Source organism: Microbacterium sp. Leaf436 (assembly GCF_001424715.1).
Classification (GTDB): domain Bacteria; phylum Actinomycetota; class Actinomycetes; order Actinomycetales; family Microbacteriaceae; genus Microbacterium.
The window spans coordinates 55,695-78,209 of sequence record NZ_LMRB01000002.1 but is presented as its reverse complement, the minus strand read 5'-3'; the positions used below and the strand labels follow the sequence as shown (position 1 = coordinate 78,209).

The window sequence follows — 22,515 nt, the reverse complement described above, 5'->3', positions numbered from 1 at the left end:
CCCCGCACCGACGTCGCCCGCGCCGTTCGTCCGGCCGCGTCGGCCCGAACGCGGATCCGGCGCGACCGACGCCGCGGCGGCCTCGGCCCAGACCCAGACCCAGGCGAACCCCTCCGCGCCCCACGACCCGGGAGTGCACCGTGCCTGAGGGCGACACCGTCTACCGCGCCGCCGCCAAGCTGTCGGCGGCACTGACCGGCAAGGTCGTCACGCGGTTCGACATCCGCGTGCCCGGCAGCGCGACCGCCGATCTGCGCGGTGAGACCGTGCACGAGGTCGCCGCGCGCGGTAAACACCTGCTGCACCGCATCGGCGGCTACACGCTGCACTCCCACCTCAAGATGGAGGGCCGGTGGGACGTCTACCGGCCCGGCGAACGGTGGCGACGTCAAGCCTTCAAGGCACGCGCGATCGTCGGGGTGAGCGGGGCGGATGCCGTGGGCTTCGACCTTGCGATGGTCGAGGTCCTCCGCACGGTCGACGAGCACACCGTGATCGGGCATCTCGGACCCGACCTGCTGGCCGATGACTGGGACGAGGCAGAGGCGGTCCGCCGCGTCTCGGCCGACGATCGCGCCGCGCACGTCGCACTCCTCGACCAGCGCAACGTCGCGGGGTTCGGCAACGTCTACGCGAACGAGTTGCTCTTCGTGCGCGGAATCGCGCCGACCACCCCGGCGAACGAGATCGACGTGCAGGCCACCATCGCCCTCGGCGAGCGCATGATCCGCGCCAACCTCCCCCGCCCCGAACGCACCTTCACCGGGGACAGCCGCCCCGGACGACGGTTCTGGGTCTACGGCCGCGACGGAGCCCCGTGCCGGCGCTGCGGCACGCCCATCCGCGCCACGAGCCTCGGCGCCTCGTCCACCAGCGAACGAAACGTGTACTGGTGCCCCACCTGCCAGCCCGCGTGAGGTGTCCCGCCGCGTGACGCAGCGGAGCGGACCGACCCGCGCGCGCCGACGCCACGTCACCCCACCCGCACGCCCCGCGTGTCAACCCGCCCGCGCCTTTCGCTTCCCCGTGGGAGAACGGGGGAAGACACCGACGCCGGGAACCGTGCCGCACTTTCTCTCGACGTCGAGCAAACCGATCATGGCACGGGCGACGAAGAAGCATTCGAGGGAATGAAGCCGATTCTGCACCCGTTGTCATACATGTCGGCTGACCCGATAGCCGTCCGGAGGGGATCGTGGGTAAGAACTACATCGACATCGAAAACGACCATGGCGAGACGCTGCGTTACCGCAAGCACGTCAACGGTCGCGGACTCGTCGCGCACGGCGCGAAGGTCCACCCGTCGGCGCTGGTCGAGAACGGTGCCTACGTCGAACCCGGCGTGCAGATCGCCGCGGGCGTTCGCGTCGGTCGTGGGGTCTGGATCGAGTCCGACGCCGTCATCGGACCCGAGGCGCACATCGAGCCGCACGCGCACATCTGCGCTGGCGCGGTGATCGGCGCGGGTGCTCACATCGGCGTGCGAACGCAGGTGGGCCACAACGCCCGCATTGCCACCGGCTCGCTGATCGGCGACGACGAGATCATCAACGACGGCGAAGCCGTCGCCACCGACCGTCGGGGGCTGCGCCTGGCCGCCTGACTCCGCCGTTTCATCGGCATCCACGACCCGCACGATTCTTCGGAGCGTGCGGGTTTTCGTGTACCCGACGGGCCCGGCCGCCGTCGGCTCCGCGCGGGCGGAGCTCAGGCGAGGAACGTCAGCACGAGCCCGATGAGAGGCAGGGTGCCCTGCATCACCGCGGGGCGCAGGTTCTTGCGGCCCGTGCTCACGAGCACCAGAGCCGCGGCCAGCATCGAGCCGAGCGAGAAGGCCAGCAGGGTGCGCCCGACCGGGTCGCCGATTCCGCTGACGACCCAGACGATGATCCCGATGATCGCGCCGATCGCCAGGAACAGGTTGTAGAAGCCCTGGTTGTAGGCCATCGACTTCGTGATCTCAGCGGTCTGCTGGTCGGGAATGCCGAAGACCTTCCGCGTACGGGGGTTCGTCCAGCGCACGCTCTCGAGCACGAAGATGTACACGTGCAGCAGGGCCGCGAGTCCCGCGACGACGAGCGCCAGAATACCGATCATGCTCTCACGTTACTCCCGCGGCTAGCCTGGAGTCATGGTGAACGGCAAGGGCTCTCGGGGACGCGGCGGCGCGCCCCGGCGCGGCGGACCCGCCCGTCCCGTCGCCGCGGGCCGCGCACGACCCGCGAAGAAGAGTGTCGCGCGCCCGACCCCGCCGCCTCGGGAGGAGCCGCGCACCTTCGTCCTGGGCGCCGTCCCCGGCGCCACGCCCGGTAAGTGGATCGATCTGTGGCGTGAACGCATGCCCCACGTCTCGCTGGAGCTTCGAGAGATCACGGTCGAGCACCAGCGCGCGGCCATCGACGACCTCGATGCCGCCCTGGTGCGCCTGCCTCTGGCGGCATCCGAGGACCTCCACGTGATCGAGCTCTACGAGGAGCAGCCGGTCGTGGTGATGTCCACGGATTCCGAGCTCACCGCCGCCGACGAGCTCGCACTCGCCGACCTCGCGGGGCAGGTGGTGATCGCCGCGGCCGATGACGTCTTGCACGTCGTCGTCCCGGATGCCGTGCCCCCCGCGTTCGCGCCGCCGGGCGACACCGCCCAGGCGATCGCCACCGTCGCCACCGGCGTGGGTGTGGTGATCGTGCCGATGTCCCTCGCTCGCGCGCACCGTCGTCGCGACGTGGAGTACCGGGTCCTGCGGGACGGACCCGTGTCCACGGTCGCGCTGGCCTGGCTGCGGGAGAACACGACGCCCGATGTCGAGGCGTTCGTGGGCGTCGTGCGGGGCCGCACGGCGCGTTCCTCACGCTGAGCCGGGGCAGCTCGCGCTCTCGCATCCGCGCATCCGCCGCGCGATAACCTGCGGGGGAAAAGGGAGTGGGAATGCGGGGTCGAACGGCCGGGCTCATCGTCACGTCGAGCGTGGTGATGACGCTGCTCTGGGCGGGCGGTGCGTCCGCGGCGACCCCCGACCTCGACATCGCGCCGACACCCGCGGCATCCATTGCCCCGGCGACGCCGACGACGACGACCTCCGCCTCCGACGTGGCCTCCGGCGTCACGCACGCGCAGAACCCCTCCGTCCCCGAGGGCGCGGTGTGGACCGAGCAGTACCTGCCCTCGCCCGCCGCCTCCACCGACGGCGACCCCGTCGAGCTGCACGCCGACGTGCTGCGGCCGGCGCACCTGCCTCCGGATGCGCGCACCCCCGTCATCCTCTCGATCGGTCCCTACTTCTCGCACAGCGGCGCCGCCGCCGACGAGCACCGGCCCTTCACCGGTCCGACACAGCGCCATCGCGCGCTCATCGACGAGGGCGGCCTCCTGGCCGCCGGGTACACGATGGTCTTCGTCGACCTGCGCGGTTTCGGCGGCAGCACCGGGTGCCTCGACTTCGCCGGTCCGGGTGAGCAGGCCGACGTGACGGCGGCCGTCGAGTGGGCGGCGAGCGCCGCCTGGTCGACGGGCAGGGTCGGGATGTACGGGAAGTCCTACGACGCGATGACGGGCCTGATGGGGGTGGCCGCGCGTCCCGCCGGCCTCGCCGCCGTCGTCAGTCAGGAACCGGTGTGGGATCCGTACTCGTACCTGTGGGAGAACGGCATCCCGACCGAGAACAATCGGGCCACGCCCGAGGCGTACCTGCAGATGGCCGCCCTTCCCGGCATCGCGACCCCGGGACACGTCGACGGCCTCGTCATCCCGCCCGACACCGACCGCTACCGCGACAACGCCACCTACGAGAAACGTCACCCCGAGTGCGCGACGTCGCTGCTCGCCGACACCCTCGTCGCCGAGCGCGCGTCACCCGAATGGGCCGCGCGCGATCTCGCGAGCCGGGCGGAGGGGTCGACGGTACCGCTGCTGTTCACCCAGGGCTGGACCGAGCGCAACACCCGCGCCGACGGACTGGTCGACGTCGTCGACGGCCTGGAAGGGCCGGTGTCGGCCTGGGCGGGGCCGTGGGACCACGTCGCCGGAAACGACGTCGACTCCGCCGGTCGCCTGCAGATGGGGCGCGCCGACTGGTTCGGCGAGGTGCGCGCGTTCTTCGACGCCCACCTTCGCGACGAGCAGGGTCCCGCGCCCTCGTTCGCCCTGCAGGACAACCTCGGTCGCTGGCGGACCCAGGCGGAGTGGCCGGGGGCGACGCGCGAGGTCACGTCCAACCTCGCCCCCGCGCAGTACGTCGACACGGGCGAGGGCGCCGGCGCCCTGCCCGACGGCGACGACGGCGACGGGTCGTTCTTCGGAACGGCGCCGCGAACCGCCGAGACCCTCGGCGCCTCGCAGACGCTGTCGCTCCCCGTCGCCGAGGAGACGCGCCTGACCGGCAGCGCCGCGGTGGTGCTCCACACCCGCGGCGAGGGCGCGGCGCACGTGCGGCTGTGGGACGTCGGCGCCGACGGCATCCCGACCCTCATCGATGAGACCCTCACCCCGGTGGATGCCGGCGGCACGACGGTCGTGACCCTTCGCGCCATCGACTGGACGCTGTCCCCGGGGCACGCCGCGCTGCTGACGGTGGGGACGACGGACTCCCTCCTCTGGCGGCCCTCCCCTCGCGACACCACCGTCACGATCGACGGCGGCATCCTGACCCTGCACGCGCAGGGCACGTCGGCCGATGTGCCGACCGCCGGGGATCGGGCCCCCTTCCTCGACGCCTACCTCGCGGACGCCCGGTGGCCGGTGGCGATCGGCGCGGTCGCACCGAGCTTCTCGCTGGCGGACCCGGTCCCCTCCCCCACGGCGGCCACGGGCGGGGAACTCGCCCGCTCCGGTGGGGAGCTCTCGTCGGCGGCCGCGCTCGGGGCGATCGCCGCCCTCGCACTGGGCGCCGCGCTGGTGCGCCGTCGCGCGACGCGTTCCTCCCGCTGAGCACCGCCCGACGCCCTCGCCTCGTCCCCCATCCGTTTCGACGGCGGACGAGCCGAGTTCACCCGTCCCGCTCCGAATGGTCACGGGCCGCCCATAGCTTTCCTCCGTCTCGTATCGGCGTCCCCGTCGATCCCCCGAGAGACACGAGAGGAAATCCATGTCATTCCCGCGCCTTTCCCCCGGCCGGTCCATCGCCGGTATCGCCCTCGTCACCGTCGCGGCTCTGTCGCTCGCCGGGTGCGCCGGCGGCAGCTCCGCCTCCTCGTCCGAGGGTGGCGTCGACGCCGCCACGGCCACGAGCCTCGCCGATTTCGGAACCCTCACCGACCTCGAGGCGGCCGCGAAGGCCGAGGGCCAGCTCAACGTCATCGCGCTGCCGCGCACGTGGGCCAACTACGGCGAGATCCTCGACCTGTTCGCCGAGCGGTACCCCGAGATCACGATCAACGAGCAGTCGCCCGACGTGTCCAGCGCCGAGGAGATCCAGGCGGCCACGGCCAACCAGGGCCTCGACACCGCCCCCGACGTCTTCGACCTCGGTCTCGCCGTCGCCCTGCAGAACACCGACTCCTTCGCCGCCTACAAGGTCGCGACCTTCGACGAGATCCCCGACGCGCTCAAAGAGAGCTCGGGCCTGTTCGTCGGCGACTACGGCGGGTACATGTCGGTCGGCTACGACTCCGCCCGCTTCCCCGCGCCCAGCCAGCTGAGCGACCTGCTCAAGCCGGCCTACAAGGGCGCCGTGGCCATCAACGGCGACCCGACGCAGGCGGGCTCGGCCTTCGCGGCCGTCGGCCTGGCGACGGTTCAGCAGAAGGGAACGCTCGACGACTTCACGCCCGGCATCGACTTCTTCGGGCAGCTCAACGCCGCCGGGAACTTCCTCAAGGTCGACCCGACCGACGCCACCATCGCCAGCGGCGAGACCCCGGTCGTCTTCGACTGGGACTACCTCAACGCCGCCCAGGCCTCGGCCGTTCCCACCTGGAAGACCGTCGTGCTCCCCGGCACCGGTTACGCCGGCTACTACAACCAGGCCATCAACAAAGATGCGCCGAACCCGGCCGCAGCGCGTCTGTGGCAGGAGTTCCTGTACAGCGACGACGTGCAGAACCTGTGGCTCAAGGGCGGCGCGCGTCCGGCCCGCATGGAGGCCATGACATCGGCCGGCACGATCGACGCGACGCTCGCCGCAGCCCTGCCCGCCGCCCCCGACGACACGGTCGTCCCCACCGAGGCGCAGTCCACGGCCGCCGGTGAGACGCTCGGGCAGAAGTGGGCGACGGCGCTGCAGTGACCGTCCTTCACCAGGTCGTCGCCCCCGCGGCGCCGGAGCCCTCCGCTCCGGCGCCGCGGGGTGCGGCGCGCCGCAGCTGGGCCTGGCTGGGGCTGCTCCCCTTCGTCGCCTATGTCGCGCTGTTCCTGGCCCTGCCCACGGTGCTCGCCGTGGCGTCGGGGTTCGTCGACGGCGACGGGGCGTTCACCCTCGCCAACCTCGCCGCTCTGGGCGACCCGCTGGTGGTGACCACCTTCGTCAACTCTGCGGCGCTGTCGCTCGTCACCGCGATCGTGGGGGCGATCGTGGGAGCGCTGGTGTGTCTGGCCCTGCTGGGGCTTCCCGAGACGGGGGCGATCCGCACGGCCGTCGACGCGGCATCCGGAGTCCTCGCCCAGTTCGGCGGCGTCATGCTCGCCTTCGTGCTCATCGCCGCGATCGGGGCGCAGGGAGTGGTGACGGTGTTCGTGCGGCAGCTGACCGGCATCGCGTTCTACGAGAACGGCGTGTGGTTGTACGACCTGCCGGGCGTCGCGCTGGCCTACCTCATCTTCCAGGTGCCGCTCATGATCATCACGTTCATGCCCGCCCTCGCCGCGCTGAAGCCGCAGTGGGTGGAGGCGCACCTGACCCTCGGCGGAACCCGCGCCGGCTTCTGGCGACACGTGGGGATGCCGGTGCTCGCCCCCTCGTTCCTGGCGAGCCTGCTGCTGCTGTTCGCCAACGCCTTCTCGTCGTACGCGACCGCCGCCGCCCTCGCCAGCCAGGGGTCGCAGATCGTCCCGCTGCAGATCCGCACCGCGTTGACCAGCGAGACGGTCCTCGGGCGCGAGAACCTCGCGGGCGCCCTCGCGCTCGGCATGATCGTGGTCGTGGCCGTCGCCATGGCGCTGTACTCGCTCGTCCAGCGTCGCGCGGCGAGGTGGCAGTCGTGAACCCCCTCGCTCCCCCGCGCGCGGTGCGCGTGATCATCGGCCTCGTCGTCGGCGTGGTGTTCGCCGTCCCCTTCGTGGCCACGGTGCTCTTCACCCTGACTCCGCTGCCGGGCGGCTCGGGCCTCTCCCTCGACCGGTGGGCCGGCCTGTTCGACCCCGCCAACGCCGCCAAGTACCGCCCCGTCTGGACGGGCCTCGGCAACTCCCTGCTCCTCGCGGGGGTGACCGTGCTGCTGGTGGTGGGGCTGTTCACCCCGACCATGGTGCTGGTGGCGCTCGCGTTCCCGCGCCTGCGACGCGTCTTCGAGTTCGTCGCCCTGCTGCCGATCTCGCTGCCCGCGATCGTGCTCGTGGTGGGGCTGACCCCCATCTATCTGCAGATCGGTCGCACTCTCGGGACCGGGGCCTGGACGCTCGCCTTCGCGTACGGCATCCTCGTGCTCCCCTTCGCCTACCGCTCGATCCAGGCCTCGATCGACGCCATCGACGTCACGACCCTCGCCGAGGCCGCGCGCACCCTCGGCGCCGGCTGGGGTTCCGTGCTGCTGCGCGTGATCGTGCCGAATCTGCGGCAGGGCCTGCTCGCCGCCGCGCTCATCTCGGTGGCGGTGGTGCTGGGCGAGTTCACGATCGCCTCGCTGCTGAACCGTCAGACCCTGCAGACGGCCCTCGTGGTCGTCAACAAGCAAGACGGCTGGGTCGCCGCCATCTTCACCCTGCTCGCACTGGCGTTCGCGTTCGTGCTGCTCCTCGTCATCGGCCGCGTCGGACGCATCGGCGCCGGAAGGAAGACCCCATGACCGCCGCCGACACCCCCATCCGGGCGCTCCCCGACGCCGCCGCGAGCACCCTCGCCACCGGCACCCGCGCGGGGGTCGAACTGCGCGGCGTCGTCAAGGAGTACGGATCCACCCGCGTGCTGCACGGCGTCGACCTCGACGTCGCCCCCGGGGAGTTCGTCTCGCTGCTCGGGCCCTCGGGCTGCGGCAAGACCACGGCGCTGCGCGTGCTCGCCGGACTCGAGCACGCCGACGGCGGCGAGGTGCGCATCGGCGGGCGCGACGTGTCGCGCGTCCCCACGAACAAGCGCGACATCGGCATGGTGTTCCAGTCGTACTCCCTGTTCCCGCACCTGCGGGTGCTCGACAACACGGCGTTCGGACTGCGCCGCCGCGGGGTCGGCGCGACCGAGGCCCGCCGGCGCGCGAGCGATGCCCTCGACCTCGTCGGGCTCGGCCACCTCGGCGATCGATACGCCCACCAGCTCTCGGGCGGTCAGCAGCAGCGCGTGGCCCTCGCCCGCGCTCTGGTGACCGAGCCGCGTGTGCTGCTGCTCGACGAGCCCCTCTCGGCCCTCGACGCCAAGGTGCGGGTGCAGCTGCGCGACGAGATCCGCCGCATCCAGCTGCGGTTGGGCACCACGACCGTCTTCGTCACGCACGACCAGGAGGAGGCCCTGGCGGTGTCGGACCGGGTCGCCGTGATGGGCGCCGGTCGCATCCTGCAGGTGGGGAGCCCCGAAGACCTCTACTCGCGGCCCGCCGGCGCCGAGGTCGCGGCGTTCGTGGGAGCGTCGAGCGTGGTGCCCGGGATCGTCTCCGCGGGGACGGTGTCGGTCTGGGGTCAGCGGCTGCCGCTGCTCGCCCCCGCCCCCGACGGCCCGTGCGAGGTGTTCGTGCGCCCCGAGAATGTGCGCGTGGTGGCGCCCGGCGACTCCGGCGTCGACGCGGTCGTCGAATCCAGCACGTTCCTCGGGAGCATGCGGCGCTCGATGCTGCGCGTGGACGACGGGACGGGCGTGCACGTGCAGCACCCCGCCGAGGTGCGTCTCACGCCCGGCGACCGCGTGCGGATCCGGGTCGACGCGGTGCCCGCACTGACCCGACCCGTCACGTCGCCGGCCGGCGGCTGACGCGGCGGCGCGTCACGCGCGACGGCCCTGAAACCTCGTGTCGCCGTATGTCCAGGGCCTGCCCGCCGCGCACTCACCCGCATACAATTTCGGGATGACCGCACGCCTGCTCTACGTCTGCGCCCGGCCGCAGCGCACGGCGGCTGCGGCCGAGTGGGCGTCGTTCCGCGACGGCCTGGGCGTCGGCGACGACGACCTCATCCACCACGACCTGGTGCGTCATCCCCTTCCCGACGACCTCGACCGCTTCGCTGCCGTGGTCGTGGGCGGCAGCCCCTTCAACGTCACCGACCCCGACAAGACCGACGCGCAGCGCCGGCTCGAAGGCGACCTCGAGCGTCTGGCCGCGACGGCGATCGAGGGGCGCACGAACGCGCTGTTCACCTGCTTCGGCATCGGAGTGGTCACGCGCCTGCTCGGCGGGGAGGTCACGCTGATGCACCCCGAGGGCACCGGACCGACCGACATCACCCTGACCGCGGCCGGTCGCGACGACGAACTCTTCGGCATCCTGAGTCCGCGGTTCGAGGCCTTGACCGCCCACAAAGAGGGAACCGCGAGCGTGCCGCCCACCGCCACTCTGCTCGCCGAGAACGACGCCTGCCCCGTGCAGGCCTACCGCGCGGGTGCGGGGCTGTGGGCGACGCAGTTCCACCCCGAGCCCACGGCCGACGCTTTCGTGGCGCGCATGGTCGTCTACCGCGATGCGGGCTATTTCGACGCCGACGCCTTCGACGAGGTCTCGGCGCACGTGCGCACCGCCTCGGTCGAGCAGCCCACCCGGCTGCTGCGTTCCTTCGCCGCCCGCGTCGTCTCGGCCTGACCGGGCCGCACCCGAGCTCCTCGGCATCCCGTTCCGCGCGGTCGAGCCGCGCCGCCCCGCGTCGATACCGGATGCCGTGATGTCAAGCCCGATGCGTAAAACTCGCTAGCTTATCTAGTCTTCTAGACATGAACGCCTCCACACCATCACGCGGGGTCGACCTCGCACGCCAGATCGTCGTCCTCTCCGCGCTGTCGTTCATGCTCATCGCGGCGGTCATCGGAGCCGGAGCCTTCGGCAACTCCGCCGTCGAGGACCAGCAGGGCGGCGCACTCGACACCGACGGTTCGTATCTCGCCCCCGCCGGCCCCGCCTTCTCGATCTGGTCGCTCATCTACCTCGGACTGATCGTCTACGCGATCTGGCAGGCCCTCCCCCGACAGCGCGCGAATCCGCGCCAGCGGGCGCTCGGCTGGCTCATCGCCCTCACCATGACGCTGAACGGGCTGTGGCTGGTCACCGCGCGCTTCGGCACGCTGTTCCTCACGGTCGTCGTGATCGTGCTGCTGCTCGCCGCCCTCGGGTGGACCTTCCGCGTCGCCGTCGCCACGCGCGAGCCCCGCGGCGGAGTGGTCGATTCCGTGCTGATCGACGGCGTCACGGGCCTTCACCTGGGGTGGGTCACCCTCGCCACCGTCGCGAACACGGCCGCCTGGCTCACCACGGTCGTCCCGCCGAGCTGGGAGCAGGGGGCGGATGCCATCGGCATCGCCGTTCTGATCGTGGTGGCCCTCATCGGACTCGCCATCGCGTGGCGCAGCTCCTGGCGCGTGGCCCCGGCCCTGGCCCTGGCCTGGGGTCTCGGCTGGCTCGCGGTCGAGCGCTTCACGGGCTCCCCGCAGAGCACGCCGATCGGCATCACCGCGATCATCGTGGCCGTCGTCGTGCTGCTGGTGCCGGTGGCCGTGAGCGGCCTGCGACTGCTGCGTCCGGGCATCGACTGACACCGCGGCCGCGCGCCGGCGGTGCGCCTCCGCGTGGACCACTCCGGCCTCCCGCCCGGGCACACGGGCCGCAGCTCGCTCGAGGTCTGAGCCGCGCACGACGACGGCCCCATCCCGCGCGGGGATGGGGCCGTCGTGGTGTCTTACCGCGCGGGGGCGACGATCGCGCTGGCTCCCGCCGGCACCGTCAGGGTGTCGCGGTCGAGCACCACGCCCTCGGTCGTCGCGAGCAGCACGCGGGCCTCGCGGGCCACGGATGCCGTGATCTCGACCTCGGACAGGTTCACGATCACCGAGAGGTCTCGGCGCCGCAGCTCGTAGACGCGACCGCCCGACGCCTCGCGGGTCGACGCCGACAGTCCCTCACGGGAGGGTTCGGTGAGCTCAGGACGCTCGCGGCGCAGTTTCGCCAGCTCGCGGTACAGCCCGAGAAGCTGCGCGTGGTCGCCCTCGCCGACCTCGTCCCAGTCGAGCTTCGAGTTCTCGAAGGTCGACGGGTCCTGCGGGTCGGGGACGGTGGATTCGTCCCAGCCCATCTTCTCGAACTCGGCGATGCGCCCCTCGGCGGTGGCCTTGCCGAGCTCGGGCTCGGGGTGCGAGGTGAAGAACTGCCACGGGGTGGTCGCGCCCCACTCCTCGCCCATGAACAGCATGGGCGTGCCGGGCGCCGTCAGCGTCAGCACGGCGGCCGCCGCGAGGCGGTCGTAGGGCAGCGACTGCGACAGCCGGTCGCCGGCGGCCCGGTTGCCGATCTGGTCGTGGTCCTGGGCGAAGGTGACCAGACGCCAGTTGGGCACGGCATCCGGAATGGGGTGACCGTGCTTCTCCTCGCGGAAGGTGGAGTAGCTGCCGTCGTGGAAGAAGCCGCCCTCCGAGACCTTCTCGAACGCGTCGAGCGCCGCGAAGTCCTCGTAGTACCCGATGGTCTCGCCGGTCAGCGCGACGTGCGCGGTGTGGTGCCAGTCGTCCGACCACTGCGCGGTGAGGCCGTAGCCCCCGGCCTCGCGCGGCAGGATCAGCTTCGGGTCGTTCATGTCGCTCTCGGCGATGGTCGTGAGCGGCAGGCCGCGGTGCGCCGACAGGGCGTCGGTGCGCTCGGCGATCTCCTGCAGCACGTGCACCGGGCGGTGATCGAGCAGCGCGTGCACGGCATCCAGGCGCAGACCGTCGACGTGGTAGTCGCTCATCCACATCAGGGCGTTCTCGACGATGTAGGAGCGGACCGCGTCCTCGTCGAGGTTGACCGAGTCTCCCCACGTGTTGCGGCTGCCTTCGCGCAGGTACTCGCCGAACTCGGGCAGGTAGTTGCCCGAGGGGCCGAGGTGGTTGTAGACGACGTCCTGGATGACGGCGAGCCCCGCCGCGTGGGCCGCGTCGACGAAGCGCTGGTACGCCTCGGGTCCGCCGTAGGCCTCGTGCACGGTGTACCAGAGCACCCCGTCGTATCCCCAGTTCCAGGTGCCGTTGAAGCCGTTGACGGGCAGCAGCTCGACGTGGGTCACCCCCAGGTCGACGAGGTGCTCGAGGCGGCCGACCGCGGCATCCAGGGTCCCTTCGGGGGTGAAGGTCCCCAGGTGCAGCTCGTAGATCAGACCGCCCGCGAGCTGCTTGCCCGTCCAGGCGGTGTCGTTCCACGTGTAGACCGACGGGTCGAACCACGCCGAGGCCTCGTGCACGCCGCCGGGCTGGCGGCGCGAGCGCGGGTCGGGACGCAGGTCGTCGCCGTCGCCCAGCACGAAGCCGTAGCGTTCGCCGTCGGCGAGGCGCGTCGGAGACGTCCACCAGCCGCCGTCACCGGCCGCCATCTCGATGTCCTCGACGACGGTGTCGCCGCTGTCGTCGAGCCGGCGCAGCCGCACCCGCGTGCTCTTCGGTGCCCAGACGGCAATGCTCATGAGGTCGTTCCTTACGCGTGAGGTGCCAAGAATTGTCGCTTCGGGGGCGCGTGAGGCGACGATTCTCGGCGCCTCACGCGAGAGGTCAGCGGACCAGGAGGGCGACGGGGTACGTCGCGAGCAGGGCCGACAGAGGGGTGGGGCCGCCGGGGAACTCGCGGCCGGTCAGCACGTCGGTGACCGGCGTCTCGGGCAGCAGCAGCACGGTGTCGCCCCAGCCCCCGCGCTCGGCCAGGCCCCACGGCAGACGCGTCGCCACGGCGAACACCCCGCCGCGGTCCAGGGCGACGACGTGATCGGATGCCACTCCCGCAGCCTCCAGCGCCCGGTACACGTCGAGGGGCTTCTCGCGCCGCACGCGCAGGGCGCGCGAGGTCACGAGCAGCTTGGCCGCGCCCGTCTCATCGACCGCGGGGCTTGCGGCACCCTCGGCGTCGATCGAGGCGAGCAGCCGGCGACGCTCGGCGAAGTCCACCGCGCGGCGGTTGTCGGGGTCGACGAGCGACTGCTCCCAGAGCTCCGAGCCCTGGTACACGTCGGGCACACCCGCGCCGAGGAGCTGCAGCAGCTTGGCCGAGAGGCCGTTCGACCAGCCGGCGGCCGAGATCTCGTCGACGAACGCGCGCACGCGGTCGGCAGCGCGACCGGTGGCCGCGTCGACCAGGGCGTGCATGCGGTCCTCGAAGGCCTCGTCCTGCTCCCACCAGCCGGTGACCTCCGACGCCTCGCGCGCGGCCTTCTCGGCGTACGCGTGCAAACGCTCGCGGTATTCCGACAGCCCGTGACGCGTGGATGCCGTGGCGGGCCATGCTCCGACGATGGCCTGCCACAGCAGGGCGTCGAAGGGCCCGTGCCCGGTCGAGGCGATGCCGCGGAACTCCTCGAGCACCTCGGCCCAGCGCTCGGGGATCTCGGCGAGCACCGCGATGCGGGCACGCGTGTCCTCGCCGCGCTTGGTGTCGTGGGTCGAGAGCGTCGTCATCGCGGTCGGCCACGAGGCGTGCCGCGCGGCCTGCGCCGCGTGGAAGCCGGCGACGTCGAGCGAGAACTGCCCGGGGTCGCCGCCCACCTCGGTGAGCGAGCCGAGACGCGTGAAGCGGTAGAACGCCGTGTCTTCGACGCCCTTCGCCATCACGGGCCCGGTGGTCTGCTGGAAGCGCCAGGCGATCTCGAGCGCGGTGTCGGCGAGCGCGGGCACGAGCTTCTCGATCACGTCCCCCAGTTCGGGGCGGCGCACCTCGGCCTCGCCCGCGGCGGCGTCGAGGTGCGCGCGACCGGCGGGGAGGTACGAGCGGTAGGTCGGGAAGCACGCGAGGATCTCGGCCAGGGCGTCCTGCAGCACCTCGACCTCGAACTCCTCGCGGAGCGGCGCGGGAAGGCCGCGCACGATCCGGCGGATCTCCGACACCTGGATGGAGTCGGCGATCTTGCGCTTGGTGTCGTGGATGAGGTCGTGCCAGCCGGTCAGCGGTGCGAGATCGCTGGCGGTACGCAGTCGCGCATCGAGGGCGTCGAGCGCCGCCTCTCCGGCGGGGTCGGTGAGCACGCGGTCGATCTCGGCGAGGGCGTCGTATCCGGTCGTGCCGGCCGTCTTCCACCACGAGGGCAGGGCTTCGCCGTGCTCGAGGATCTTCTCCACGAGCACGTACCCGGCATCCGGGCCGCCGGCCTCGGTGAGAGCGGCCGCGAGCTGGTCGAGATAGCCGCCCGGGTCGACGAGGCCGTCGGGGTGGTCCACGCGCAGGCCGTCGGCGAGACCCTCGCGCACCCAGCGGAGGATCTCGGCGTGGGTCGCTTGGAAAACCTCGGGCCGTTCGACGCGCACGCCCGCGAGGGTCGTGACGGCGAAGAAGCGGCGGTAGTTGAGCTCGGCCGCCTCGTCCTGCCAGAACCGCAGCTCGAAGTTCTGCGCGTCGAGCAGCGCCTCGATGGCATCGCGCGAGCCCGAGGCCGCGGCATCCGTCCCCGTTCCCGGTGCGACCGGGAAGGCGTGGTCGTAGTACCGGATGAGCCCGTCGGGGGCGTCGTCGGCCGGCGTGGGGTCGTACGAGATCTCGTCGATGACGGCGTCGAGGTGGTCGCCGAGCACCGACACGCGCACCTTGCCGCCGCCGAACTCCCAGTCGATGTCGAAGGCGGTCGCGTGCGCCGAGGCGCGCCCCAGACGCAGCACGTCCCACCACCAGGCGTTCGAGCGCGGCTCCGAGACGCCCATGTGGTTGGGGACGATGTCGATCAGGATGCCGAGCCCTTCGGCGCGCGCCGCGGCGGCGAAGCGGTCGAGACCCTCCGCACCTCCGCGGGCGGAATCGACGCGCGTGGCGTCGACGACGTCGTAGCCGTGGTCGGAGCCGGGGGTGGCCTCGAGGATCGGCGAGAGGTACGCCCACGAGACCCCGAGGTCACGGAGATATCCCGTGACCTCGGCGGCGTCGTCGAGGGTGAACGATTCGCGGATCTGCAGGCGGTAGGTCGAGAGCGGATGCCGCATCTCGCTCACAGCTCCGGCTTGGGTGCTTGACCTGGCAGGTCGTCGTTGCCGATGACCTGGATCTGCGCCGTGAGCGAGGCCGCGACCGAGTGGTCGATCTCGGGCTCGGGAAGGTGGTGCTCGCGCAGCACCATGAGCGACTTGGGCTCCAGCGGCAGCGTCTCGCCGGGGTTGAGCGGCTCGGTGTTGGCACGCTCGCCCGCCGTGTCGACGTAGGCGTCCCACTTGGGGGCGTACTCGAAGTCGGGAAGCCGGAAGTCGACTTTGTCGTCACCCGCGTTGAAGAGCACGAGGAAGTGGTCGTCGCTGATCGACTCGCCGCGACGGTCGCGCTCGCGGATCCCCTGCCCGTTGAGGAACACGCCGACCGCGAGCCCGAAGCCGTTGTCCCAGTCCTCGGGCTGCATGAGTGAGCCGTCAGGACGCAGCCACACCACGTCGGGGATGGGAGCGCCTTCCTCCATCTTCACGGGGCGGCCGTCGAAGAACCGGCTACGTCGGAAGGTGGGGTGCTGCTTACGCAGACGCGCGAGGGCGGCGGTGAACTCGATGAGCGGGGTGTCGATGTTCGACCAGTCCACCCACGTGATCTCGTTGTCCTGGGCGTACCCGTTGTTGTTGCCGCCCTGCGTGCGACCGAGCTCGTCGCCGTGCAGCAGCATGGGCACACCCTGGCTCAGCAGAAGCGTCGCGATGAAGTTGCGCTGCTGCTGCGCGCGACGCTTCAACACATCGGGGTCGTCGGTCGACCCCTCGACGCCCATGTTGCTCGAGCGGTTGTGCGATTCGCCGTCGTTGTTGTCTTCGCCGTTGGCGTCGTTGTGCTTCTCGTTGTACGACACGAGGTCGCGGAGCGTGAAGCCGTCGTGCGCGGTGACGAAGTTGATGGATGCCACCGGGAACCGACCGGAGTGCTCGTACAGGTCGGCCGAACCTGTGAGGCGCGAGGCGAACTCCGCGAGGGCCTGCGGCTCGCCGCGCCAGAAGTCGCGGACGGTGTCGCGGTACTTGCCGTTCCACTCGGTCCACTGGGGCGGGAAGTTCCCGACCTGGTACCCGCCGGGGCCCACGTCCCACGGCTCGGCGATCAGCTTGACCTGCGAGACCACCGGATCCTGCTGCACGAGCTCGAAGAAGGTCGCGAGCTTGTCGACCTCGTAGAACTCGCGAGCGAGGGTCGAGGCGAGGTCGAAGCGGAAGCCGTCGACGTGCATCTCGAGTACCCAGTAGCGCAGCGAGTCCATGATCAGCTGCAGCGTGTGGGGGTTGCCCACGTTCATGCTGTTGCCGGTGCCGGTGTAGTCGGTGTAGTAGCGCTTGTCGTCGTCTTCGAGGCGGTAGTAGGCCTCGTTGTCGATGCCGCGCATCGAGAGGGTCGGGCCCATGTGGTTGCCCTCGGCGGTGTGGTTGTAGACCACGTCGAGGATGACCTCGATGCCCGCCGCGTGCAGTGCCTTGACCATGGCCTTGAACTCCTGCACCTGCTGACCATGGTCACCGGTCGAGGAGTAGGTGTTCTGCGGAGCGAGGAACGCGATGGTGTTGTAGCCCCAGTAGTTCGACAGACCCTTCTCTTCCAGAGTGGAGTCGTTGACGAACTGGTGCACCGGCATGAGCTCGATGGCGGTGATGCCGAGCTTCTTCAGGTGGTCGATGACGGCCGGGTGGGCGATGCCGGCGTAGGTGCCGCGCAGTTCCTCGGGCACGTCGGGGTGCAGCTGGGTGAGACCGCGCACGTGGGCCTCGTAGATGAAGCTCTCGGCGTACGGGATCTTGGGCTGGCGATCGCCCGACCAGTCGAAGAACGGGTTGACGACCACGCCCTTCATCATGTGCGGGGCGGAGTCCTCGTCGTTGAACGAGTCGGGGTCGCCGAACTCGTAGCTGAAGACCGGCTGGCCCCAGTCGATCTGCCCCTCGACGGCTTTGGCGTACGGGTCGAGCAGGAGCTTGCTCGCGTTGTAGCGCTTGCCGCTGGCCGGGTCGTACTCCCCGTGCACGCGGTAGCCGTACCGCTGTCCGGGCTGGATGTTGGGGAGGTAGCCGTGCCACACGAACGCGTCGACGTCCACGAGCTCGAAGCGCGTCTCCGTTCCGTCTTCTTCGAAGAAGCAGAGCTCGACGCGCTCCGCTCCTTCGCTGAACAGGGCGAAGTTCGTCCCGTTACCGTCGTAAGTGGCCCCGAGGGGATAACTGGATCCTGGCCATACCTGCTGCACGTCGCTCACGATAGACCAGCGTCGCTCGCGGAACAGACCGGGGACGCGAGAGTTGACACCCGGCGAACCCCCGACTATGCGCGGGGCGTCACGCGCGCTCAGGTGGATGACGCAGCAGCTCGATGCGCTCCTCGAGGTATCGGGCGAGCGGCTGGTATCCCCCGGCCGCGCTCCAGCGCACGAGCGCCTCTCCCCCGCGGACGGCGAGGGGGCTCGATGCCGCATCGAGGGCGGCGAGGTCGATGGGGTGCCACCCGATGTGCACCGTCTCACCCTCGGGCACTCCGCCGCGCGCCGCCGCCGCCGACAGCTCGGCGCGGCGGCGTTGCGATTCGGCGGCGAAACCGCGGCGCACCTCTTCGTGCGAGCGCACGATGTCGCCCGTGGCGAGCACGCCGTCGTCGATCACGAGCAGCACCCCGAGGTGCCACGCCGTCCCGCGCTGCGCGATGCGCGCCGCACGCGGGATGCCGAGCAACCGCCGCCCCTCCTGCAGCTCGCCGATGCGCTCGCGCGGGGCGTCGGTCAGGCGCCGACGCGCGGCGTCGAGGATCGCCGTCACCGTGGACTCGGTCATGCGCTCTCTCCGTCATCGCTCGCAGCTTCCGCCCGTTCGAGCGCTCGGGCCGCCGACCGAGCGGTCTCGACGGCCGAGGCGCGCTCGCCCTCACGCGCATCGACCGCGGCGGCCGCGGCCGCGGCGTCGCCCTCCGCCCGCTCGAGGTCGGTGCGCAGCGCGTCGACCCGCTCGTTCGCCCGATCGGCCTTCTCTCGCGCCGAGTCCAGCCGCTTGTCGGCGCCGGCCAGGTCGCGATCGGCCTCGGCGCGCGCACGCTCGGCTTCGCGCACGGCCCGCTCGGCGGCTTTGCGCGCGCGTCGGGCCGCGAGATCGTCGTGGGGAGCGGCGGCGGGCACCACGCCGGGGACCGACCCGGCTACCGCGGCCCCCAGGGCATCGGCCTCGAGATCGGCCAGGTCGACGGGCGCCACGAGCCGTCCCGTCAGTACGGCCGCCGCGACCGTGGAATCGACGACGGCGGCGTTGATGGTCTTCTGCACCGCGTCGATCATCGCGCCGCTCAGCGGCGTGCCCTCCGCGGCGGCGAGCTCTCCCGCGCGCCGGGCGAGGGCGGTGACGAGCTGACGCCGCTGACGTCCGAGGCGGGCGAGCTCCGCGGCATCCAGGTCGTCCTGCGCCTCGTGCAGAGCGCGGGAGAGCTCCACGGCCTCGCCCAGCTGCCCGTCGCGCACGAGCAGGTTGACCGCCCACGCGGCGACCGTGGGCTTGCGCAGTTGCGCGATGCGGCGACCGACCGGTCCCGCCACGTCGGCAGCTCGCGCATTACGGGCCGCGGTGAATCGCGCGGGCGGCAGGACGAGCAGTTCGGCTGCGACCTCGTCGAGGAGGCCGGCGTCGTCGCTCATCGTTCCATTCTGACGGGCTCGTCAGAGCGAGACCACCCCCGGCTGCGCTCCGCGGATCTCGCGGTGCAGCCGTTCCATGCGCGCGTCGAGCTCGGCCGCGGTGTCGGCGGCGTTCTTCAGCTCGGCGAGCAGATCGTCGGGCACGAGTCGGTCGTACTTGTAGTAGATCTTGTGCTCGAGGCTGGCCCAGAAGTCCATCGCGATGGTGCGGAACTGCACCTCGACGGGAACGTCGACCCGGCCGGTCGAGAGGTACACGGGCACCTCGACGATCACGTGCAGACTCTTGTAGCCGTTGGCCTTGGGCTCGGCGATGTAGTCCTTCACCTCGCGCACGGTGATGTCGTCCTGCCGGGTGAGCAGGTCGGACAAGCGGTAGGCGTCATCGACGAAGCTGCAGGTGATGCGGATGCCGGCGATGTCGGTGATCGCTGCGCGGATCGAGTCGAAGTCGGTCTCGACGCCCTTGCGCCGCACCTTGTCGACCAGGCTGTCGGGTGACTTCACCCGGCTCGACACGTGCTCGATCGGGTTGTAGGCGTGCATCTCCTGGAACTCTTCGCGCAGGATCGAGATCTTTGTCTCGACCTCGGCCAGCCCGAAGCGGTACTCCATGAGGAACCGTTGGAAATCGTCCCTCAGGGCTCGCAACGCCGCACCCGAGACGGTGATCTGCTGTTCGTCCAGCGAGTCCGTCATGACCTCGACGTTATCCAGCGCGCCTACGAGGGCCCTGGGAGCATCAGCGGCGTGGCGGCTCCGAGGCGCGGGGGACGAGCTCGCCGTCGATGACGTCGATGCCGATGAGTCCGTCGAAGACGTGGGGGAGATCGTCGGATTCGTCGCCGGGTTCCGGGTGCCAAGGCGTGGGGGGATGAGTCATGGCGCCCTCCTTCCGTGAAGGTCCCACGATCTCAGGGGCACCCCGTCCCGTCCGGCGGTCTTGACACCGGGCAATCCTCGGCGTATCCGGCGAGACCCTCGCGTATCGTGGGCCGCATGGGGACCATTCATTACGGCGGAAGCGGCACGATCGTCCACATCGAGGATCGCGCGCTCGCGCATCTCAAGGTCGTGATCTCGACGAAGCTCCGTCGTGGCGAGAGCTTCACGCTCTCGTGGCGTCACCGCGACGACGAGGAGCGCGGCCGCAGCACGCTGTGGCTGCACCCGGCCATTCCCTTGCGCTTCGTCTTCGACGAGGCGGAACCCACGATGCTGAGTCGCGAGTGGATCGAGCGGCTGGCCGAATCGGCGAACTCCTCGGGCGGCATCATGCTCGTCGCCGAAGACATCGCGCCGTCCGCCGAGGCCGACGCCTCGTCATCGGCGCACTGAACGCGCCCGACCCGCGGCACTCTCGGCGCCGCGCCGACGATCAGCCCTCTTCGACGCCCGCGTCTTCGCTGGGCTCGGGCGTGATGGCCAGGCCGTTGGGTCCGGATGCCGCGAGCATGAGGTCTTCGACCCACACGCGGTTGATGCGGGGCTGACGGCTCCCGTAGAAGTGGAACTGGATGGGCACCGACGGGTGCATCCAGAAGCTGCGGCGGCCACTGCCGTCACCGACCTCGACGTCGAACATGAACGATTCCGAGCGGCGCAGCTTGTTCATCACGACGATGCGCAGGTGTGCGAGCGTGCGGTCATCGATGTCGACGGCGTTCGCGACGGTGTCGTAGATGAATCTGCCCATGCGTCCGAGCCTAGCCGAGGAACGCAGAGCGGCATCCGCCATCCGGTGCCACGGCGCGGGGCGGTGAGGCAACCCCGACGGGCTCCACGCTCCACACGACTAGCGTGAGCGTGTGGGAACGCTTTACTACGGAGACGCCGCGACACCGATCGACATCGAGGATCGCGCGCTCGCGCACCTCAAGGTGGTCATCGCCACCAAGCTCCGCCGTGGCGAGAGCTTCACGCTGTCGTGGACGCACGGTCCGGGGCAGGACGTGGGTCGCAGCACGGTGTGGCTGCACCCGTCGATCCCCCTGCGCTTCGTCTTCGACGAGCCGGAGCCGGCGTTGCTGAGCCGCGCGTGGGTCGAAGACCTGGCGAACTCCGCGAACTCCTCGGGCGGCCTCCTGCTGGTGCCCGAGCCGGAGCACCCGGGGTCCTGACCCGGACCGGCGGACTGCCGCCCGGATGCCCCGAGCGTCACCCCGCTGACGTCGGTCGGCGACTCACCGCTCGGAGTCGACCGGTTCCGGGTGCGGATCGACCTGGTCGACGGCATCCTGCAGGCGGCCGAGGCACGCGATGACCGCGGCGCTCTCTTCCGGCGTCATGTCGACGACGGCGCTCATCATGCGGGAGTGCATCGTCCCGAGCGTCGCGCGCACCTCGTCGTCGCTGGCCGCGGTGGCGACGATGAAGATGCTGCGCCGGTCGGTGGGGTGGGGCGTGCGGGTGACGTGGCCGGACTTCTCGAGACGGTCGACGATGGCGGTCGTCGACGCCGTCGAGACACCGAGGTACCGCGTCAGCTCACTCGGTGAGACCTGACGCTGCTGTCCGGCGGCCCGCAGCAGGTAGCGCAGCACGAGGAGCTCGTTCTCGCCCATCGACATCGACTCGCGGGTGCGTCGGCGCATCGCCACCTCGGCGGCGCGGTACACGCGGAAGGCCTGCAGCACCTCGATGGCGCGTCGGCGACGATCCTCGTCCGCGGCGCCGTACCAATAGCGCGTTTCGCCCGAGTCGTTCTCCACCTGGGCATCCTATGACAGGGAATCGCCCAGCCCCCTGCCCCTGCGCGAGGCGGACAGCTACCATGGTTAGTAGCGAGGCTGTCTACTTGATCGGCCTCGGAGACACTAGGCCGCCGAGAGATCGCGGGAGGCGAGATGGAAGACACCACGTCGGCAGACGACGTCGTCAAGGCCCTCACCGACCTCACCGAGTCCGGGGTCGCCTCCGAGCGGGCCGCACTCCAGTCGCTCGGCATCGGCCCCAACGACGCCAAGGTGCTGCGGTTCCTGCTGCAGCGCGACGCCGACGATGCCCCCGTCACCCCGCGCCTGCTGGCCGAGATGCTGGGCATCTCGTCGGCGGCGACCACCGCCCTCATCGATCGACTGGCCGAAGCCGGGTGGGTGGAGCGCGGACCGTACCCGGGCGACCGCCGTTCGATCGTCGTGCGCGAGACCATCGACGCCGACTCCCCCGCCCGCCGCGTGCTGGCGGTGCGCCACTCCTCGGCTTCCGCGGCCGCCGGGCGTCTGGGTGCCGCCGAGCGGCGCATCGTGGCCGACTTCCTCGACGACATCGCCCGCGGTGAGACCCACGACATCGACGAGCTGCGGCTCCACGACAAAGCGTCCCGCACGACCTGACCAGCAGGTCGGACGGGACGCCCGGGTCGCGAGGCGACCGTCAGTTGGTGGAGCGGCCGGTCTCGGCCTGCAGACGCTCGATCTGCTCCGACGCCTCGGCCTTGTTCAGGTCGGCGGGGATCTCCTCGCCGGCTTCGCGTGCCAGCGTGTCGAGGTAGCTGCGCTGCGGGGCGGTCATCGGCTCGTCGCCGGTGACCCAGTCCGAGGGGTCCTTCTCGGCGGGGTTGTCGCTGTCGCGGACGGCACCCAGGGTCTCTTCTTCTCGGGAGGAATCGCTCATGGGTCGAGGCTAGGCCGACGCGGTCGACACGGCCCCCGGGATTGACAGAGCGCCCAG

24 protein-coding genes are annotated in these 22,515 nt (G+C 71.0%); 13 read left to right on the top strand and 11 right to left on the bottom strand.

The genetic code is table 11. From position 1 onward, the window contains the following. The first annotated feature begins 140 nt into the window (after positions 1-140). Both ASG45_RS04680 and ASG45_RS04675 read left to right on the top strand, forming a co-directional pair. The gene (locus ASG45_RS04680) at positions 141-917 is read left to right on the top strand and encodes a DNA-formamidopyrimidine glycosylase family protein (protein ID WP_055833500.1); all 777 of its coding nucleotides are present in this window, start codon (positions 141-143) and stop codon (positions 915-917) included. Positions 918-1,195: 278 nt separating this feature from the next. Beyond that, entirely contained in the window at positions 1,196-1,603 is a 408-nt protein-coding gene (locus ASG45_RS04675) for a transferase (protein WP_055833497.1), read from the top strand. 104 nt (positions 1,604-1,707) lie between these two features. Here ASG45_RS04675 and ASG45_RS04670 read toward each other — a convergent pair whose 3' ends face one another. Beyond that, positions 1,708-2,097 carry a DUF1304 domain-containing protein gene (locus ASG45_RS04670; protein ID WP_055833494.1) on the bottom strand — a complete coding sequence of 130 codons (390 nt, stop codon included), beginning with the start codon at positions 2,095-2,097 and terminating at the stop codon, positions 1,708-1,710. Positions 2,098-2,131: 34 nt separating this feature from the next. On the opposite strand from ASG45_RS04670, the gene ASG45_RS04665 reads away from it, so the two are divergent. The 8 genes from ASG45_RS04665 (at position 2,132) to ASG45_RS04630 (ending at position 10,813) form a co-directional block, all read left to right on the top strand. Beyond that, positions 2,132-2,854 carry a LysR family substrate-binding domain-containing protein gene (locus ASG45_RS04665; RefSeq protein WP_055833491.1) on the top strand — a complete coding sequence of 241 codons (723 nt, stop codon included), beginning with the start codon at positions 2,132-2,134 and terminating at the stop codon, positions 2,852-2,854. A 71-nt stretch (positions 2,855-2,925) separates the two neighbouring features. Next, the gene (locus ASG45_RS04660) at positions 2,926-4,923 is read left to right on the top strand and encodes a CocE/NonD family hydrolase (protein ID WP_055833488.1); all 1,998 of its coding nucleotides are present in this window, start codon (positions 2,926-2,928) and stop codon (positions 4,921-4,923) included. A gap of 157 nt (positions 4,924-5,080) precedes the next feature. Further along, the gene (locus ASG45_RS04655; protein ID WP_055833486.1) at positions 5,081-6,220 is read left to right on the top strand and encodes an ABC transporter substrate-binding protein; all 1,140 of its coding nucleotides are present in this window, start codon (positions 5,081-5,083) and stop codon (positions 6,218-6,220) included. Next, entirely contained in the window at positions 6,217-7,134 is a 918-nt protein-coding gene (locus ASG45_RS04650) for an ABC transporter permease (RefSeq protein WP_055833482.1), read from the top strand. Before ASG45_RS04655 ends, ASG45_RS04650 begins: the two co-directional genes overlap by 4 nt. After that, complete coding sequence (locus ASG45_RS04645) at positions 7,131-7,934, top strand: ABC transporter permease (protein ID WP_055833479.1); 804 nt, start codon at positions 7,131-7,133, stop codon at positions 7,932-7,934. Before ASG45_RS04650 ends, ASG45_RS04645 begins: the two co-directional genes overlap by 4 nt. After that, the gene (locus ASG45_RS04640; protein WP_055833476.1) at positions 7,931-9,046 is read left to right on the top strand and encodes an ABC transporter ATP-binding protein; all 1,116 of its coding nucleotides are present in this window, start codon (positions 7,931-7,933) and stop codon (positions 9,044-9,046) included. Before ASG45_RS04645 ends, ASG45_RS04640 begins: the two co-directional genes overlap by 4 nt. Before the next feature lie 94 nt (positions 9,047-9,140). After that, positions 9,141-9,869: a glutamine amidotransferase-related protein gene (locus ASG45_RS04635; RefSeq protein WP_055835801.1), complete on the top strand. Its 729-nt coding sequence runs from the start codon at positions 9,141-9,143 to the stop codon at positions 9,867-9,869. Positions 9,870-9,997: 128 nt separating this feature from the next. Continuing rightward, on the top strand, positions 9,998-10,813 hold the full coding sequence (locus tag ASG45_RS04630; protein ID WP_055833474.1) for a tryptophan-rich sensory protein: 816 nt from the start codon (positions 9,998-10,000) through the stop codon (positions 10,811-10,813). A gap of 143 nt (positions 10,814-10,956) precedes the next feature. On the opposite strand, the gene treZ is transcribed toward ASG45_RS04630, so the two are convergent. The 7 genes from treZ to ASG45_RS16105 all read right to left on the bottom strand — a co-directional run bounded on the left by treZ (position 10,957) and on the right by ASG45_RS16105 (position 19,726). Beyond that, positions 10,957-12,708 carry a malto-oligosyltrehalose trehalohydrolase gene (gene treZ / locus ASG45_RS04625; RefSeq protein ID WP_055833471.1) on the bottom strand — a complete coding sequence of 584 codons (1,752 nt, stop codon included), beginning with the start codon at positions 12,706-12,708 and terminating at the stop codon, positions 10,957-10,959. Between the two features lie 85 nt (positions 12,709-12,793). Continuing rightward, on the bottom strand, positions 12,794-15,199 hold the full coding sequence (treY, locus tag ASG45_RS04620; protein ID WP_055835798.1) for a malto-oligosyltrehalose synthase: 2,406 nt from the start codon (positions 15,197-15,199) through the stop codon (positions 12,794-12,796). A 5-nt stretch (positions 15,200-15,204) separates the two neighbouring features. Continuing rightward, positions 15,205-17,427: a glycogen debranching protein GlgX gene (gene glgX, locus ASG45_RS04615; protein ID WP_235561570.1), complete on the bottom strand. Its 2,223-nt coding sequence runs from the start codon at positions 17,425-17,427 to the stop codon at positions 15,205-15,207. Between the two features lie 79 nt (positions 17,428-17,506). Further along, positions 17,507-17,995: a hypothetical protein gene (locus ASG45_RS04610; RefSeq protein WP_055833468.1), complete on the bottom strand. Its 489-nt coding sequence runs from the start codon at positions 17,993-17,995 to the stop codon at positions 17,507-17,509. Continuing rightward, positions 17,992-18,843 (bottom strand): hypothetical protein, encoded by an 852-nt coding sequence (locus ASG45_RS04605; protein ID WP_055833463.1) that lies wholly within the window; start codon positions 18,841-18,843, stop codon positions 17,992-17,994. The genes ASG45_RS04610 and ASG45_RS04605 overlap by 4 nt, the downstream gene beginning before the upstream one ends. Positions 18,844-18,864: 21 nt before the next feature. Then, positions 18,865-19,542: a GTP pyrophosphokinase gene (locus ASG45_RS04600; protein WP_055833460.1), complete on the bottom strand. Its 678-nt coding sequence runs from the start codon at positions 19,540-19,542 to the stop codon at positions 18,865-18,867. A gap of 43 nt (positions 19,543-19,585) precedes the next feature. Next, positions 19,586-19,726, bottom strand: a complete 141-nt coding sequence (locus tag ASG45_RS16105; RefSeq protein ID WP_156458694.1) for a hypothetical protein — start codon at positions 19,724-19,726, stop codon at positions 19,586-19,588. Positions 19,727-19,842: 116 nt separating this feature from the next. Between ASG45_RS16105 and ASG45_RS04595 the strand changes: the two genes are divergently transcribed. Next, positions 19,843-20,181 carry a DUF7882 family protein gene (locus ASG45_RS04595; protein ID WP_055833458.1) on the top strand — a complete coding sequence of 113 codons (339 nt, stop codon included), beginning with the start codon at positions 19,843-19,845 and terminating at the stop codon, positions 20,179-20,181. Positions 20,182-20,221: 40 nt separating this feature from the next. On the opposite strand, the gene ASG45_RS04590 is transcribed toward ASG45_RS04595, so the two are convergent. After that, positions 20,222-20,539: a DUF7882 family protein gene (locus tag ASG45_RS04590; RefSeq protein ID WP_055833454.1), complete on the bottom strand. Its 318-nt coding sequence runs from the start codon at positions 20,537-20,539 to the stop codon at positions 20,222-20,224. Positions 20,540-20,651: 112 nt separating this feature from the next. Between ASG45_RS04590 and ASG45_RS04585 the strand changes: the two genes are divergently transcribed. Next, a complete protein-coding gene (locus ASG45_RS04585; protein ID WP_055833451.1) occupies positions 20,652-20,963 on the top strand; it encodes a DUF7882 family protein in 312 nt (103 codons plus the stop codon). 63 nt (positions 20,964-21,026) lie between these two features. Here ASG45_RS04585 and ASG45_RS04580 read toward each other — a convergent pair whose 3' ends face one another. Then, positions 21,027-21,554, bottom strand: coding sequence for a MarR family winged helix-turn-helix transcriptional regulator (locus ASG45_RS04580; protein WP_055833449.1), 528 nt, complete (start codon positions 21,552-21,554; stop codon positions 21,027-21,029). A gap of 135 nt (positions 21,555-21,689) precedes the next feature. Between ASG45_RS04580 and ASG45_RS04575 the strand changes: the two genes are divergently transcribed. Further along, positions 21,690-22,178: a MarR family winged helix-turn-helix transcriptional regulator gene (locus ASG45_RS04575; protein WP_055833446.1), complete on the top strand. Its 489-nt coding sequence runs from the start codon at positions 21,690-21,692 to the stop codon at positions 22,176-22,178. Positions 22,179-22,218: 40 nt separating this feature from the next. On the opposite strand, the gene ASG45_RS04570 is transcribed toward ASG45_RS04575, so the two are convergent. Then, entirely contained in the window at positions 22,219-22,458 is a 240-nt protein-coding gene (locus tag ASG45_RS04570; protein ID WP_055833442.1) for a DUF3072 domain-containing protein, read from the bottom strand. Between the last annotated feature and the right edge of the window lie 57 nt (positions 22,459-22,515).

What these genes read in the sequence shown, in the direction of transcription:
- ASG45_RS04570 (WP_055833442.1), bottom strand. Translation starts at nt 22,458, where the DNA reads ATGAGCGATTCCTCCCGAGAAGAAGAGACCCTGGGTGCCGTCCGCGAC.
- ASG45_RS16105 (WP_156458694.1), bottom strand. Translation starts at nt 19,726, where the DNA reads ATGACTCATCCCCCCACGCCTTGGCACCCGGAACCCGGCGACGAATCC.
- ASG45_RS04610 (WP_055833468.1), bottom strand. Translation starts at nt 17,995, where the DNA reads ATGACCGAGTCCACGGTGACGGCGATCCTCGACGCCGCGCGTCGGCGC.
- treZ (WP_055833471.1), bottom strand. Translation starts at nt 12,708, where the DNA reads ATGAGCATTGCCGTCTGGGCACCGAAGAGCACGCGGGTGCGGCTGCGC.
- ASG45_RS04600 (WP_055833460.1), bottom strand. Translation starts at nt 19,542, where the DNA reads ATGACGGACTCGCTGGACGAACAGCAGATCACCGTCTCGGGTGCGGCG.
- ASG45_RS04595 (WP_055833458.1), top strand. Translation starts at nt 19,843, where the DNA reads ATGGGGACCATTCATTACGGCGGAAGCGGCACGATCGTCCACATCGAG.
- ASG45_RS04590 (WP_055833454.1), bottom strand. Translation starts at nt 20,539, where the DNA reads ATGGGCAGATTCATCTACGACACCGTCGCGAACGCCGTCGACATCGAT.
- ASG45_RS04630 (WP_055833474.1), top strand. Translation starts at nt 9,998, where the DNA reads ATGAACGCCTCCACACCATCACGCGGGGTCGACCTCGCACGCCAGATC.
- ASG45_RS04640 (WP_055833476.1), top strand. Translation starts at nt 7,931, where the DNA reads ATGACCGCCGCCGACACCCCCATCCGGGCGCTCCCCGACGCCGCCGCG.
- ASG45_RS04655 (WP_055833486.1), top strand. Translation starts at nt 5,081, where the DNA reads ATGTCATTCCCGCGCCTTTCCCCCGGCCGGTCCATCGCCGGTATCGCC.
- ASG45_RS04575 (WP_055833446.1), top strand. Translation starts at nt 21,690, where the DNA reads ATGGAAGACACCACGTCGGCAGACGACGTCGTCAAGGCCCTCACCGAC.
- treY (WP_055835798.1), bottom strand. Translation starts at nt 15,199, where the DNA reads ATGCGGCATCCGCTCTCGACCTACCGCCTGCAGATCCGCGAATCGTTC.
- ASG45_RS04665 (WP_055833491.1), top strand. Translation starts at nt 2,132, where the DNA reads ATGGTGAACGGCAAGGGCTCTCGGGGACGCGGCGGCGCGCCCCGGCGC.
- ASG45_RS04635 (WP_055835801.1), top strand. Translation starts at nt 9,141, where the DNA reads ATGACCGCACGCCTGCTCTACGTCTGCGCCCGGCCGCAGCGCACGGCG.
- ASG45_RS04660 (WP_055833488.1), top strand. Translation starts at nt 2,926, where the DNA reads ATGCGGGGTCGAACGGCCGGGCTCATCGTCACGTCGAGCGTGGTGATG.
- ASG45_RS04670 (WP_055833494.1), bottom strand. Translation starts at nt 2,097, where the DNA reads ATGATCGGTATTCTGGCGCTCGTCGTCGCGGGACTCGCGGCCCTGCTG.
- ASG45_RS04605 (WP_055833463.1), bottom strand. Translation starts at nt 18,843, where the DNA reads ATGAGCGACGACGCCGGCCTCCTCGACGAGGTCGCAGCCGAACTGCTC.